10 protein-coding genes are annotated in these 14,452 nt (G+C 37.1%); 5 read left to right on the top strand and 5 right to left on the bottom strand.

Annotation, left to right across the window (positions count from 1 at the left end; translation table 11 throughout):
- The 5 genes from ACY2V1_RS06140 to ACY2V1_RS06120 form a co-directional block, all read right to left on the bottom strand.
- On the bottom strand, positions 1-2,828 hold a 2,828-nt coding region (locus ACY2V1_RS06140; protein ID WP_461833919.1), incomplete at its 3' end, for a pilus assembly protein.
- Positions 2,825-3,196: a hypothetical protein gene (locus ACY2V1_RS06135; RefSeq protein WP_461833918.1), complete on the bottom strand. Its 372-nt coding sequence runs from the start codon at positions 3,194-3,196 to the stop codon at positions 2,825-2,827. The genes ACY2V1_RS06140 and ACY2V1_RS06135, both read right to left, overlap by 4 nt.
- A gap of 91 nt (positions 3,197-3,287) precedes the next feature.
- Entirely contained in the window at positions 3,288-3,731 is a 444-nt protein-coding gene (locus ACY2V1_RS06130) for a 2-thiouracil desulfurase family protein (protein ID WP_461833917.1), read from the bottom strand.
- A 247-nt stretch (positions 3,732-3,978) separates the two neighbouring features.
- On the bottom strand, positions 3,979-5,406 hold the full coding sequence (locus tag ACY2V1_RS06125; protein WP_461833916.1) for an RtcB family protein: 1,428 nt from the start codon (positions 5,404-5,406) through the stop codon (positions 3,979-3,981).
- A 20-nt stretch (positions 5,407-5,426) separates the two neighbouring features.
- Positions 5,427-5,672, bottom strand: coding sequence for a FeoA family protein (locus ACY2V1_RS06120; protein WP_461833915.1), 246 nt, complete (start codon positions 5,670-5,672; stop codon positions 5,427-5,429).
- 163 nt (positions 5,673-5,835) lie between these two features.
- On the opposite strand from ACY2V1_RS06120, the gene ACY2V1_RS06115 reads away from it, so the two are divergent.
- The 5 genes from ACY2V1_RS06115 to ACY2V1_RS06095 all read left to right on the top strand — a co-directional run bounded on the left by ACY2V1_RS06115 (position 5,836) and on the right by ACY2V1_RS06095 (position 14,284).
- Positions 5,836-6,132, top strand: a complete 297-nt coding sequence (locus tag ACY2V1_RS06115; RefSeq protein WP_461833914.1) for a hypothetical protein — start codon at positions 5,836-5,838, stop codon at positions 6,130-6,132.
- 75 nt (positions 6,133-6,207) lie between these two features.
- Complete coding sequence (gene carB, locus ACY2V1_RS06110) at positions 6,208-9,444, top strand: carbamoyl-phosphate synthase large subunit (RefSeq protein ID WP_461833913.1); 3,237 nt, start codon at positions 6,208-6,210, stop codon at positions 9,442-9,444.
- On the top strand, positions 9,445-10,833 hold the full coding sequence (purF, locus tag ACY2V1_RS06105; RefSeq protein ID WP_461833912.1) for an amidophosphoribosyltransferase: 1,389 nt from the start codon (positions 9,445-9,447) through the stop codon (positions 10,831-10,833).
- Positions 10,834-10,933: 100 nt separating this feature from the next.
- The gene (locus ACY2V1_RS06100; RefSeq protein WP_461833911.1) at positions 10,934-11,926 is read left to right on the top strand and encodes a KpsF/GutQ family sugar-phosphate isomerase; all 993 of its coding nucleotides are present in this window, start codon (positions 10,934-10,936) and stop codon (positions 11,924-11,926) included.
- Between the two features lie 12 nt (positions 11,927-11,938).
- Positions 11,939-14,284, top strand: a complete 2,346-nt coding sequence (locus ACY2V1_RS06095; RefSeq protein ID WP_461833910.1) for a penicillin-binding protein 1A — start codon at positions 11,939-11,941, stop codon at positions 14,282-14,284.
- The last annotated feature ends 168 nt before the right edge of the window (positions 14,285-14,452 follow it).

Genomic DNA, 14,452 nt, shown 5'->3' with positions numbered 1-14,452 from the left:
GATTTGTTAAAAGGCGAAAGTGTTGAAGAAACAGAACTATCTATTTTATAAACAGAGGATATGGTAAAAAAACTATTTAAAGAGGGATCACTATTTAATTGTAAAACAAAAAGTTTTAAGTCCTGATCAGATTCACCGTTATAATTAGTTGGTCCTGAAGCAAACATTACGTAATAATTACCATCTTTTTTTATTAAAGCTGGGCCTGAATAAGTAAAACCGAGTTCAGGATCTGTAAATTCCCATAAAAATTTTGGCGAAGTACTATTAGTTATATCTAAGGCAAAGTATGAGGACAGTCCAATACAACTATTGGTTGCAGGGTTATAAGTTGCTGGAGAAGGACACGTATCTAACGGTGGATTTACACAATTAGTACCTGAACACCCAACACCACCTCCAAGCCTCATGCCACCTATAAGTATTCTTTTATCTATTTTTTTATCACTATCAGTATCTAATTCTATTATAAATGGCATAAGGTCCACATAATATAAATGGCAATACTTGGTATCTACCAGGGCCCTTAAATATGGTAGGGAATTTTTCGGGATGTAGCTCCAAAGTTCTTTTCCTAATTCATTTGTATTACATAAGCCACCTTTGTCGTTACAAAGTTTTACTGATTGGTAGGCAGCAAGTCCATCATATCGAAGTTTGCCTAATTTAAATGCATGTAACATTCCGTCATTAGCTCCAACAAACACTACAGAATAGTCGTCATATTCAACAATTTTTGGGGTAGAATATATTATATCACCAAGTTTCCAAACATTGTTTCCATCTGATGTTCTATTTCTAAATCCTGATATGTCTATTCCATAAATGTAATTTTTTAAATCATTATAAGTAATAGGTGAATATATGAGAGTACCAAAAGAACTACTCTCATTATCTATTATTCCGTCTCCATCTTCATCTCCGAATAAAAAAGAAAATGTAGAATTTAAATTAGTTAGCTCTTCTAGGTCTTTAGCTTCGTTGGGTCTAGTATTGTTTGTATATGTGTATATAATTCTCTGAGTAGAATTTACATTCTTTAATTTTTCACCTGCCTCCCATACAGGAGTTATATTATCCAATGACATATAGGTAGTATTAATTGAGGAATTTGTGCCAGAACAATCGCTATTATAGGCCTCTATATTTAAATCACCAGTGGAATTATCAATTAAAAAGTTTAAGATTAAATCTCCTCCAATTGAACCAGAACTACATATATCAAGAGCTTTATTGGATATAGTGTCCTCTCTTATATTTGATGTATATGAATTTAAATAAAACCAATAATTATACAAATATCCTACCCAATCAATTTCATTTAAAGAGAATTGTTTTTTAGGATAAAAAACTGCTTGGATTAAGTTTTTTCCAACTCTAGTCTTTTTAGTTAACAAAGAGGCAGAGGTACCAGAAGCTGTTTTTTTCAATATGTCTGTTAACACGTTTTTCAATGCAGTCTCTAAAATGTATCCATTTTGAGCTTCTAAATAGGCATCTGGAATTCCATCACCGTCTTCATCCCATTCAGACTGCAAGTCTGGAATATAATTGTTGTTTTTATCCACAAAAGCTCCATATTTTGCTGTCATTTTTAATATTTCTTTCGCAGTATTTGATTGATCAAAACAAAACACAGTATATACAGTGAGGTTTTGAATACCACCAAATGAGGATAACAAATCATTGGTATGAGCATAATAGGCAACACCTTCTAAATAGTATGTACCATCAGAGTAATTTGCTTTAGAACACTTTTGAGAGGAATATCCTTCAATAGAGGCAATATCATCCATGTAAGTCTGCACATCAAAGTTACTGTCTGAAACAGATCCAGAAAAACAAGTACCAGGTACATTGGTATCTCTGGTGGATTCTCCGTCAGTTATCATTATTACAAAATTCTTTTGACACCGATATTGTTGAGGTGACGTATAACTACCTGAGTTATAAGCAGAAGAATCGCCTTTAAAATATCTAATTGCCTCATATAGACTCTCAGCTAGGGGTGTCCATGTGCTTGGAGCAACATTGTTTATTTCATTAATTAAGGGATTATTGGTTCCTGGCCCATTTATATCCGATATTATCCGTCCTCCGTTGTCATAATTAAAAACTTCCAGACCAAATCTCATCCTGTCCCACGTCCTTTGAATTAATCCGTCTGGTTTGGAGGAAACCTTCAATGCTACCCTAAAAGTACCAAATGACGAAGATTCATCAATATCAACACATCCTGTATAATCCCTTCCATTGTATGGTCTGATTGAAAAATATAAATAACCGCTATAACTGTAAAAATAGAAGTATAGAGAATCATGGAATGGAGTTTGATAGGGAGAACTAGTATCATCATAAATTTTTCTAAAATCCCTATCAGGAGTCTGTCCAATTAATACATAACTTGTTCCTGTATCTATTTTCCCTCCAATCAAGACTTTTTTAGCTACATCTATTCTTCTCATAGTAAGCCAGTTTAAAAAATTTCCGCTCCATCTTCCACTTGAAGATTTATAAAAATACTCATTGGTTGTGTCATAATCATAATAACTATTTGGATCAAAATATCCATAATAGGTTGTAGATACATTATAACCTGTATATACTGTCTGTACTGCACCATTCCAACTTCTACAGTCACTACTCTCTTTATATGCGAATTCATTCATAGATCCAGAATTGTCTAAAATTAAAAGTACATTTGGATAAATTGACTGGCTTAAAAATGGGGGAGTAGCACAATAATCTCCCATAAATACTGTGCCCCCATAAGATAAGGCTACGTGAAAAATCACATTTATTGTAATCAATCTTAAAATTGATTTCATTGTGGGATCTCCTTTATATAAATAAGTTTGACCAACTTATCCTTAGGATCTACAAAAATTGTTACTTTGTAACCTTTATTAAGGAAATTTTTCATACTTAAATACTGTTGCTCTTTATATTCAGAAATATTTTCCTTTCTTCCCCTTATCCTACAATTATTGCTAATTTTAAAAATTGCGACAGAACCATTCAACATATATATGCTCAAATGCTTATTGTTTATGTCCTTTATAATACCGGTTTTTTGCAAAAAATTTTTTTGAGTTTTTAAAATATTTTTTTTCTTTTTTTTGATTGGTTTTAGTCCAAATCCCTTAAAAGGACATAACATACAACATATCAAACATGTAAATACTAATTTTTTCATTTTTAGGCCCCTTTTCTGAAATTTACGTTTATAACTTTACTCTTTTTGCAAGTATGTAGCAATAAAAAAATGGGTATTTGTTTGTAAGTTATTATTTTGAAAAAATTGCCTTTATATTTTCATCACTAATAACAAAAATTCCTTCCTCTTTCAAAAGTTTAGTGGTTATACCATCTCCCTCAATTATTTTCCCCCTAAAACTCCCATCATATATCTTTCCACATCCACAAGAAGGGCTGTATTGTTTTAAGATAGCTTTTTTTATTCCAAGAAGCTTGGCAATATATACAGTCTGTTTTGCTCCATGGATAAAATTTTGGGTTACATCTTTGCCTGATCTGGTGAAAACCTTTGTTTCGCTGATTTCAGAGCATTCTCGTGGGGTGGGTAGGCCGCCTAGTTGTTCTGGACAAACAGGAATTAAAATATAGTCTTTTATAAGCTCAATAACTTTATTGTTTGGCCTTGAGTTGCCGTCATACCTGCAGGCTAAGCCAAGTAAGCATGCACTGCAAAGAATTTTTTCAATAATCACGGTTAATGGTGTATTAGTGTATTGGTATATTGGTTTACTGGTGTATTGGGTTACTTCTCTTTTTGTTCTGTTCCCGAATCACGAATCACAAATCACGATTATTGGTATATTGGTGTATTAGTGTATTGGTATATTGGTTCACTACTTTTCTCTCTTTCTGTTCCCGAATCACGAATCACTGTTCACGGTTTCCGAATCCCGAATCACGAATTACAAATCACGAATCACGAACTTTACCTCCATTCATTTATCCCTTAATACAACACATGGGCCTTAGTTTTACAACCCTTCTTGCAAGTCCTGCTTCATGGGTAGAATTTACTACTTTATCTACATCCTTATAAGCCATTGGAGCCTCTTCTGCAGCTCCCTTTTTGCTTGCAGCCATTATAATTATTCCCTGCTGTGCAAGGGATTTTATTATATCCTTTCCCTTCCATCTTTTGGTTGCCTGGCGTCTGCTAATAGACCTTCCAGCTCCATGACATGCAGAATAAAACGCAGGGTCTTGTTGCCCTTTATTTCCAGCAAGAATATAAGATGCAGTTCCCATTGTTCCACCAATTATAACTGGCTGTCCAACCTCTCTGTATTTATCTGGAATCTCTAAAGATCCTGGGGGATATGCCCTGGTGGCGCCCTTTCTATGGACAAATAATTTTTTGCTTTGCCCATTAATCTTGTGCACCTCTATTTTGCAGGTATTGTGGCTAACATCGTATAAAAGGGTCAAAGTGGCTCCTGGAAATACTTCAAAAAAACACTCTCTCACAAGATGAGTTAAGACCTGTCTATTTGCCAGGGCGCAATTTATGCCGCACACCATGGCTCCGTAAAAATCTTGCCCTTCTTTAGAATATATTGGCGCACAAACAAGCTCTCTTTCTGGTAAATAAATTCCATACTTTTCAGCTGCCTTCATTAAGATATGGATATAATCGGTGCCAATTTGATGGCCAAGTGCCCTTGAGCCGCAGTGTATAGTCACTACTACCTGGCCTTTTTTAAGGCCATAGATCTTTGCTGTTTTGTCATCATATATTTTTGATACATATTGGATTTCCAGATAGTGATTTCCAGAACCAAGGGTGCCAATCTGTCTTTTTTGCCTTTTTTTGGCAGTAGAAGAGACCTTATCAGGCTTGGCCCCTTTTATCATACCACCGTCTTCAATGAATTCTAAGTCTTCCTTGGACCCATATCCGTGTTCTACTGCCCAGTGAGCACCCTTTAAAAGCACTTCATCTAGTTTAGATTCAGATAATTTAATAAGACCTTCAGATCCTACCCCAGCAGGAATTCTTTTAAATAAGGTAGTTGCAATTAAATTAAGCTTACTTTCCACCTCTTCCTTTGATAAATTGGTAATTAATGTCCTCACTCCACATGAGATATCATATCCAATTCCTCCAACAGAGATTATTCCACCTTTATCAGGGTCAAACGCAGCAACTCCTCCTATTGGAAATCCATAACCCCAATGTGCATCTGGCATTGCGTAAGAGGCCTTTACAATTCCAGGCAAGGTGGCTACATTGGCAACTTGTTCAAATACCTTTGGCTCCAGCTCTTCTATTAATTCTCTATCCCCAAACAACCTTGCTGGCACCCTCATCTTTCCCTGTTTTGGGATTTCAAAGCAATATTCATTTATTTGTTTTAGATTGTGTTTCATAACTCATGTCTTTTTAATGATTATAAGTTTGTATCAACTATAATGTGATCTGCTTCATTATTCCTCAGGGTAATTGTAAAGTTATTTATCTTTATTGCAACAGGGTCTTTTAATGGAGCCCTTCCAACTACCATTAATTCTACCCCTGGAACAATTCCCATGTCCCTGATTCTTCTCCCTAATTCTCCATTAGCCCTTATTTCAAGTATTTTTGCCCGTTGATTTACTTTTAACTGGCGAATGGTCTTATAATTTGTTTGCTCCATAATTTTACCTCTGAGGAAATTTTTTTTGTCTTGCTAGCTGATTAAATGTCTATTACAAAATCTGGTAGATGAGCTGATTTGCCTGTCTATCCATGCTAATATTTTTAACTAATTTTTAGTTCTAATCAAGGATTTTTCAAAATTTCTTAGAGGATAATAATACATGGGGAAATTAATAAAGAAAATAGGCCTAACTCCCCTTCTTGAGCTTCCAGACTCCATTTGGAAACAGATAAATAAAATAGAAGAATTGGACACTGAGATAAAATATGTATTAGCTACCCTTTATTATTTGGACTCAAGGGGTAAATTGTCAAGTCTTAGAGAACGACTTCCAAGATATACTTTACTTGAATGGGATGTTATTGAGAGGGCACTTAAGCTCCTTGCCCAATTTAACATTATAGAGTATAGGGATGGTCGAGTTTCCTTGCGGATAAAACCTATTAAGTATAAGTAGCCTTATGTTTTTTGGAAAAAATATTAACAACTAATTTAACTCTACTAAAAGTGGGTTAAAAAAAGGGTTACATTTATGCCAAAAAGAACAGATATAAAGAAAATTTTGCTAATTGGCTCTGGTCCAATCATTATTGGTCAGGCATGTGAATTTGACTATTCAGGGACCCAGGCCATAAAGGCCCTAAAAGAAGAGGGTTATGAAGTTGTTTTAATAAATTCAAATCCTGCAACTATCATGACTGATCCTGATATGGCCCACAGGACCTATATTGAGCCTATTACCCCAGATATTGTTGAGGAGATAATTAAAAGGGAGAGACCAGATGTACTCCTTCCAACCCTTGGTGGCCAAACAGGACTTAATATAGCTGTGGAAGTGGCTGAGATGGGTGTTTTAGAAAAGTATGGGGTTGAATTGATTGGCGCAAAACTCGATGCAATAAAAAGGGCTGAGAGTAGAGAACTCTTTAGAGAGGCAATGGACAAAATTGGGCTCAAGGTCCCAAAAAGTGGAATAGCGAGGAATTTAGATGAGGTCAGGGAAATAGCTAATCACATCCCATTTCCAATAATTGTGAGACCCGCCTTCACTTTGGGAGGGACTGGTGGAGGAGTTGCCTATAATATTGAAGAACTTGAGCAAATAGCTGCCAAGGGTCTATCTGCTAGCATGAGTTCAGAAGTTATGTTAGAAGAATCCCTGCTTGGGTGGAAGGAATTTGAATTAGAAGTTATGAGGGATAAAAACGACAACTGTGTTGTTATTTGTACTATTGAGAATTTAGACCCTATGGGCATCCATACAGGAGATTCCATAACTGTTGCCCCTGCCCAGACCTTAACAGACAGGGAATATCAAATAATGCGAAACGCAGCCTTTGATATAATGAAGGTTATAGGAGTTGAAACAGGTGGATCCAATGTCCAGTTCGCTGTGCATCCAGATACTGGAGAGTTAATGGTAATAGAGATGAATCCAAGGGTCTCCAGGTCATCTGCCCTGGCGTCTAAGGCCACAGGCTTTCCAATAGCAAAGATAGCTGCAAAATTAGCAGTGGGTTATACCTTAGATGAGCTCCCAAACGACATCACCAAAGAAACTGTTGCCTCTTTTGAGCCATCTATTGACTATGTTGTGGTAAAAATTCCCAGATTTACATTTGAAAAATTTCCAGGCTCAAAGGATGAGCTCACAACTTCCATGAGGAGTGTAGGGGAGACAATGGCCATTGGCCGTACCTTTAAAGAGGCCTTACAAAAGGGTTTTAGGTCAATAGAAACAGGCCATATTGGACTCTCTAAACTAGATGATAACATCCCTTCAAAAGAAGAAATTTTAAATAAATTGAGGACCCCTAATTCAAACAGGGTCCAGTATCTCAGATATGCTATAATGGTTGGTTTATCAGATGAGGAGATATACAAAGAATCATATATTGATCCATGGTTTATAAGACAAATAAGAGAAATTGTGGATTTTGAAAATAAATTAAAAAAATGGGCAAAGAAATCCCCTGCCTTTAAAGATGAAGAAGATTTTTATATGTTAAAAAGGGCAAAGGAGCTGGGCTTTTCTGATAAACAGCTTGGTCTTTGCTTAAACTTAGATGAGCTGTCTATAAGAAATTTAAGAAAATCTGTAGATATTAATCCCACATACAAATTGGTTGATACTTGTGCGGCTGAGTTTGAGGCATATACTCCCTATTATTATTCCACCTATGAAAAAGAGAATGAAGCAAGGATAACAGATAGAAAAAAGGTTATGATCTTAGGTGGTGGTCCAAATAGGATAGGTCAGGGGATAGAATTTGACTATTGTTGTGTGCATGCATCCTTTGCATTAAAAGAGCTTGGCATAGAGACAATAATGGTAAATTCCAATCCAGAAACTGTTAGTACAGATTATGATACTTCAGACAAACTCTATTTTGAACCCTTAACCTTTGAGGATGTCTTAAATATTGTTGAACAGGAAAAACCCTATGGCGTAATAGTCCAATTTGGGGGACAAACACCATTAAATCTTGCAGTGCCCTTAATGAGGGCTGGGGTAAACATACTTGGAACTTCCCCTGATAGTATTGATAGGGCGGAGGATAGGGAGCGTTTTAAGGAATTGATCCAGAAGCTTCATCTAAAGCAACCTGTTAATGCAACAGCAACCAAAGAAGAAGAAGCCATTAAACTTGCAAAAGATATAGGATATCCCCTTGTGGTGAGGCCATCTTATGTGCTTGGTGGCAGGGCCATGGAGATTGTTTATGATGAATCTGAATTAAGGTCCTATTTTCGAGAAGCCGTGGTAATCAGTCCAGATCACCCTATATTGTTGGATAAGTTTTTGGAAGATGCAATAGAAATAGATGTGGATGCTTTATCAGATGGAAAAGATGTGTATGTTGCTGGTATAATGGAACATATTGAAGAGGCAGGGATCCATTCAGGGGATTCTGCATGCGTTATCCCGCCCCATACATTGTCTGATGAGATAAAAGAACAGATACACCATATGACAGTGGCCCTTGCAAAAGAGCTAAATGTTGTTGGACTTATGAATATTCAATATGCAATTAAGGATGGTGAGATTTTTGTCCTTGAGGTAAATCCCAGGGCATCTAGGACAGTGCCCTTTGTATCCAAGGCAACTGGAGTGCCCCTTGCAAAGTTTGCCACATATGTGATGATGGGACATACCTTGAAAGAACTGGATCCCTGGTCAAAGAGAAGGTGGGGATTTACTTCCATTAAAGAAGTGGTACTTCCATTTAATAGGTTCCCTGGGGTAGATGTATTTTTAGGCCCAGAAATGAGGTCAACTGGTGAGGTTATGGGCATTGACCTTAGTTTTGGTATGTCCTTTTTAAAGGCACAGGCTGGAGCTGGTCAGATCCTGCCTAAAGAGGGTAGGGTATTTATTTCAGTAAATGATAGAGATAAACCAAAGATTGTAGAGGTTGCAAAGGGTTTTGAAGCACTTGGTTTTGAACTAGTTGCAACAAGAGGGACTGCTGGGTTTTTAGAAAAATATGGTGTGAGGCCTAAAATAGTAAACAAGGTATATGAGGGCCGTCCCAATATCCTGGATATGATTAAAAACAGAGAAGTTGACCTGATTATAAATACCAAGTCAGGTAAACTCACAGCAAGGGATTCTTCTTCTCTTAGGCGTGCTACCCTGCTTTACAACATCCCTTATACTACTACAGTGGCAGCAGCCAAGGCAATGGTTATGGCCCTAAAAGAACTTAAACAGGGCAAAGGATATCAGGTTCGTTCTATTCAGGAATACTATAGTGGAGAAAAATAAATGAAAAAAGAATCCTGTGGACTAATTGGCATATATAATCACAAAGAAGCAGCAAGGCTTGCATATTTTGGACTATATGCCCTGCAGCACAGGGGGCAAGAAGGGGCTGGAATAGTTACGTGGGATGGGAAGAAATTAAGGGAAGAGAGAGGCATGGGTCTGGTTGCTGAAGTGTTTAATGAAAGACATCTCTCTAAAGAGTTAAAAGGAAATATTGCCATTGGACATGTGCGTTATTCTACAACTGGCGCATCATTACTTAGAAATGTCCAGCCATTTATTACGTATTTTAAAGGTATTCACATGGCAATTGGGCATAATGGAAATTTGGTAAATACTATTTCATTAAGAAAAGAACTCGAAAATAGAGGCTCCCTGTTTCAGACTACAATGGACAGTGAGATATTTGTCCACTTAATTGCCCATGAGATGTGTTCAAAGGATATAGAGGAGGCTATAATTTCTGCATGTGCCAAAGTGAAAGGGGCATATTCATTGGTTATGCTAGTGAACGATAAGCTTATTGGGTTAAGAGACCCTCACGGATTTAGACCTCTGGTATTAGGCAGGATGGGTACAAGCTATGTGTTATCCTCTGAGACATGTGCATTAGACCTTATGGAAGCTGAGTATTTGCGGGAAATAGAACCTGGTGAGATGATAGTAATTGATAAGGGGCATCTAAAGAGTTATTCTTTGACCAAGGAAATACCAGGCAGACGTGCATGTATATTTGAGCTTATATATTTTGCCAGACCAGATTCTGTTGTATTTGGCAAGAATGTTTATGTGGCAAGGAAGAAGATGGGAATGGCTCTAGCAGAAGAGGCGCCTGTTGAAGCGGACTTTTGTATGCCATTTCCAGATTCAGGGGTATATGCTGCAGTTGGATATGCCCAAAAGTCTTTAATCCCTTATGAAAATGCTATGATAAGAAATCATTATGTGGGAAGGACATTTATACAGCCTTCACAGGACATGAGGGATTTTGGGGTGAGGATGAAATTAAACCCAGTAAAAGAGATGATAAAGAACAAACGAATAGTTATTATTGAAGATTCCATTGTTAGGGGAACTACAATAAGGACAAGGATAAAAAAATTGAGGGAGTTAGGAGCAAGGGAACTTCATATGAGGGTCAGTTGTCCTCCAATAAAATTTCCCTGCTTTTATGGAATTGATTTTTCTTCTAAAGGAGAACTTATTGCTGGAAACCATGAGGTCAAAGATATTGAGAAGTTCATTGGACTTGATTCCCTTCATTACCTTTCCCTTGATGGCCTTCTTAAGGCGGTAGATGGTGAAGATAACTTTTGTCTTGCGTGTTTTACTGGTAATTATCCAATTGAGCCATGCAAAGAATATGGGAAATTGGTTTTTGATAAATAGATTTTAACTTGTGTGTGATTTGTGTGTGTGATCTGTGTGTGTTATTCACCTCACACTGACCACACACACTGATCACTGTAAAACAAGGAGATCATCAAAGATGAAGGGGCGTTCCCCAGATGAGTGGGTGGAATTTGCAAGAAAAGTCCTGGATATAGAAGTTGAAGGTATTTTAGAGGTCAAAAAAAATTTAGACAGGGAATTTTACAGTGTCTTGAAATTACTTGCATCCTGCAAAGGAAGAATAGTTGTAACTGGAATCGGTAAATCAGGTCTTGTTGGGAGAAAGATTGCAGCTACTTTAAGCAGTACAGGGACACCTGCGTTTTTCCTGCACCCTGTTGAAGGGGCACATGGTGATCTGGGCATGATACAAAAAGAAGACGTGGTGCTTGCAATCTCAAATAGTGGGGAGACAGACGAGCTAAACGCTATAATTCCAGTATTAAAAAGCCTTGGGCTTAAGATCGTTGCCCTCACGGCAAAAAGGGATTCTACATTGGCAAAAATGAGTGATTTTGTTCTGTCTATTTTTGTGCCAAGGGAGGCGTGTACCCTAAACCTTGCGCCAACTGCATCTACCACTGCTACTTTAGCCCTTGGAGATGCAATAGCAGTTTCATTGACCAGGTGGAAGGAATTTAAAAAAGAGGATTTTAAGAGATTTCACCCTGGTGGTGATCTGGGAAGAAGGCTGTCAATGGACATAAATGAGATAATGCAGAGGGATAATTTGCCTATTGCTTACCTTAATACAAAATTAAAAGATGCCATTGAGCTCATTGATAAAGGTGGCCTTGGATGTGTGATTGTGGTTGATGAAAAGAATAGATTAAAAGGGATTATTACAGATGGCGATATAAGGCGCATGGTGGTCAAAAATACACTGGATTTAGATGGTATTGTTAAAGATTTTATGACCAAAAATCCCAGATTTGGAAGGGAAGGAGAGACTGGAGCAAGGATGCTGGATATCATGGAACAGGCAGAGATTACTGTGCTTCCTGTTGTTGATAATAATATGGTTGTAAAGGGTATTGTTCATCTACATGATCTCCTTGGAAAAGGCAGACTTACCTTTAATGGGCTTTAGTTTTTGGAAAAAATGAAATATATAAAAATTATTGTTCTATTATTTTTAACACTGGCATTGTTGGGAGCTGGATTTATAATTGGTGGTTATCTTTGGATATCAAAGGGGCTTCCCAAAATTGAGAAGATCACAGATTACAGCCCCTGTCTCACCACTACAGTCTATTCGCGCAATAACAAAGTCATTGGATATTTTTACAAACAAAACAGGTTTTTGTTTTCCATAAAAGATGTACCCCCTTACGTTAAAAATGCATTTATAGCTGCAGAGGACAGTGAATTTTATCACCACAAGGGAATTGATTTTATGGGGATTTTGAGGGCAGCTATTAAAAATATAGAGGCTGGTACAATAGTGCAAGGGGGTTCAACAATCACCCAACAGGTGGTTAAATCCATATTACTCAGTCCTGAGAGGAGTTATAAGAGGAAAATCAGGGAAGCTATACTTGCATATAGATTGGAGAAATATTTGACCAAAGATGAGATACTCACCATATATCTTACGCAAATATATCTTGGTGCAGGTGCCTACGGAGTTGAAGCTGCTGCCAGGACATATTTTGGAAAACATGCAAAAGACTTAAGTCTGGCTGAAGCAGCTTTACTTGCTGGTCTTCCAAAGGCCCCTTCTTATTACAATCCATACAAACATTTATATAGGGCAAAGATTAGACAAAAGTATGTGCTAAATAGAATGTTGAAACTTGGGATGATTACAAAACAAGATTACGATGATGCCCTTAACTATCCCATTGAATTGAAGAAAATGAACGATCCCTCATGGAAGATAGGACCTTATTTTTTAGAGGAGGTAAGGAGATTTTTGATCAAAAGATATGGAGAGGATAGAACTTATTGCGGTGGACTTTCCGTGTATACAACAATGGATATAAAACATGAAATAGCAGCAGAAAAGGCTATTAAGGCAGGGCTTATAGCTTCTACCAAAAGACGTGGCTTTAGGGGACCAATTGACCATTTAACCAGGGCTAATATCAATAAATTTTTAAATAGGGATTCAGAAAAATTACTGGAAGATCTAAAAGCAGGTAAATGGATAAAAGTTGTTGTAACCAGGGTTGAAAAAAAAGGTGCTAAGGTGAGATTTGGGAACTACACTGGTTTTATCCCTGTTAAATCAATGTCATGGTGTAGAAAAATAGATCCTGAAAAGGCACCAGAAGAAGTCCCAAAAATAAAAGATGCAACCAAGGTATTGAAACTCGGTGATGTGGTGTATGCATCCTTAAATAAGATAGATAAAAATAGTGAGATTATTTTAAATCTTGAGCAGGAGCCTTTGGTTGAAGGGGCAATAGTATCTTTAGATCCTAACTCAGGTGAGGTCTTAGCCCTTGTTGGGGGTTATGATTTTAGCCGCAGTCAATTTGATAGGGCAATTCAGGCAAAGAGACAGACAGGTTCTGCATTTAAACCAATTGTTTATTCAGCTGCCCTGGATCATGGGTACACAGCAGCTTCTGTCATATTAGATGCTCCAATTGTGTATAGAGATGTTCACACAAATTCTACATGGCGGCCTGAAAACTATGAAAAGACCATATATGGTCCAACCCTTTTTAGAACAGCTTTAGTTTATTCCAGAAATCTGGTTACTATCAGGATTGCCATGAAAATTGGCATAGATGCAATTATCCAGAGGGCAAAAAAAATGGGACTTGAGGCAGATTTCCCAAGAAATCTATCTGTTGCCCTGGGAAGTGCCTCTGTGTCTTTGTTTAATCTATGTAAGGCTTACACTGGATTTGCAAGGCTTGGAACAGTAATAGATCCAATAATAATAAAAGAGATAAAAGATTCATTTGGCAGAGAGGTAGAGACCATAAAGCCTATAATAAAAAAGGCCATAACTCCCCAAAATGCATATATCATGGACTACTTAATGCAGCAGGTTGTAAAGTACGGTACAGGGTGGAGGGCAAAAGCGCTAAAAAGACCAATTGCTGGAAAGACTGGTACAACAGATGAACAAAAGGACGCATGGTTCATGGGATTTACTCCTTATCTATTAACAGGTGTATATGTGGGTTTTGACGTGCCTGCTCCAATGGGAAAATATGAAACTGGATCCAGGGCTGCGTGTCCAATCTTTGTTAAATACAGAAAAGAAGTAGAAAAAGATTATCCTTTAGAGGATTTTAAAAAACCCCCTGGGATAATAATGGCGAGAATAGATGCAAAAAATGGAAAACTTGCAGGTCCTAATACAAAGGAGAGTTATATTCTCCCTTTTATTTTAGGTACTGAACCAAAAGAAATATCTGGGGGAGAAAGTACGTATAAAAGTGGCGGGGACATAGATACTAACCAGGAGGTATTAAAACATATTTTTTAAATATTGTGGTCTGGAAATAAATTATGCACTATCTCCTGTAATAGTATAGATTCCCTTTCAAGTTGTTCTCTGTTTACATCAAGGACTGGTATTTTTGATGTGAGTACAAATTCCAGACCCATTTTGTCTATTTTTTCAGATGTGGAAATCGCTGAACTTAGATATTGT

It is taken from the genome of Desulfothermus sp. (assembly GCF_053993635.1).
Note: the sequence above shows the minus strand (reverse complement) of the source record. Positions and strands in the feature narration are given on the sequence as shown.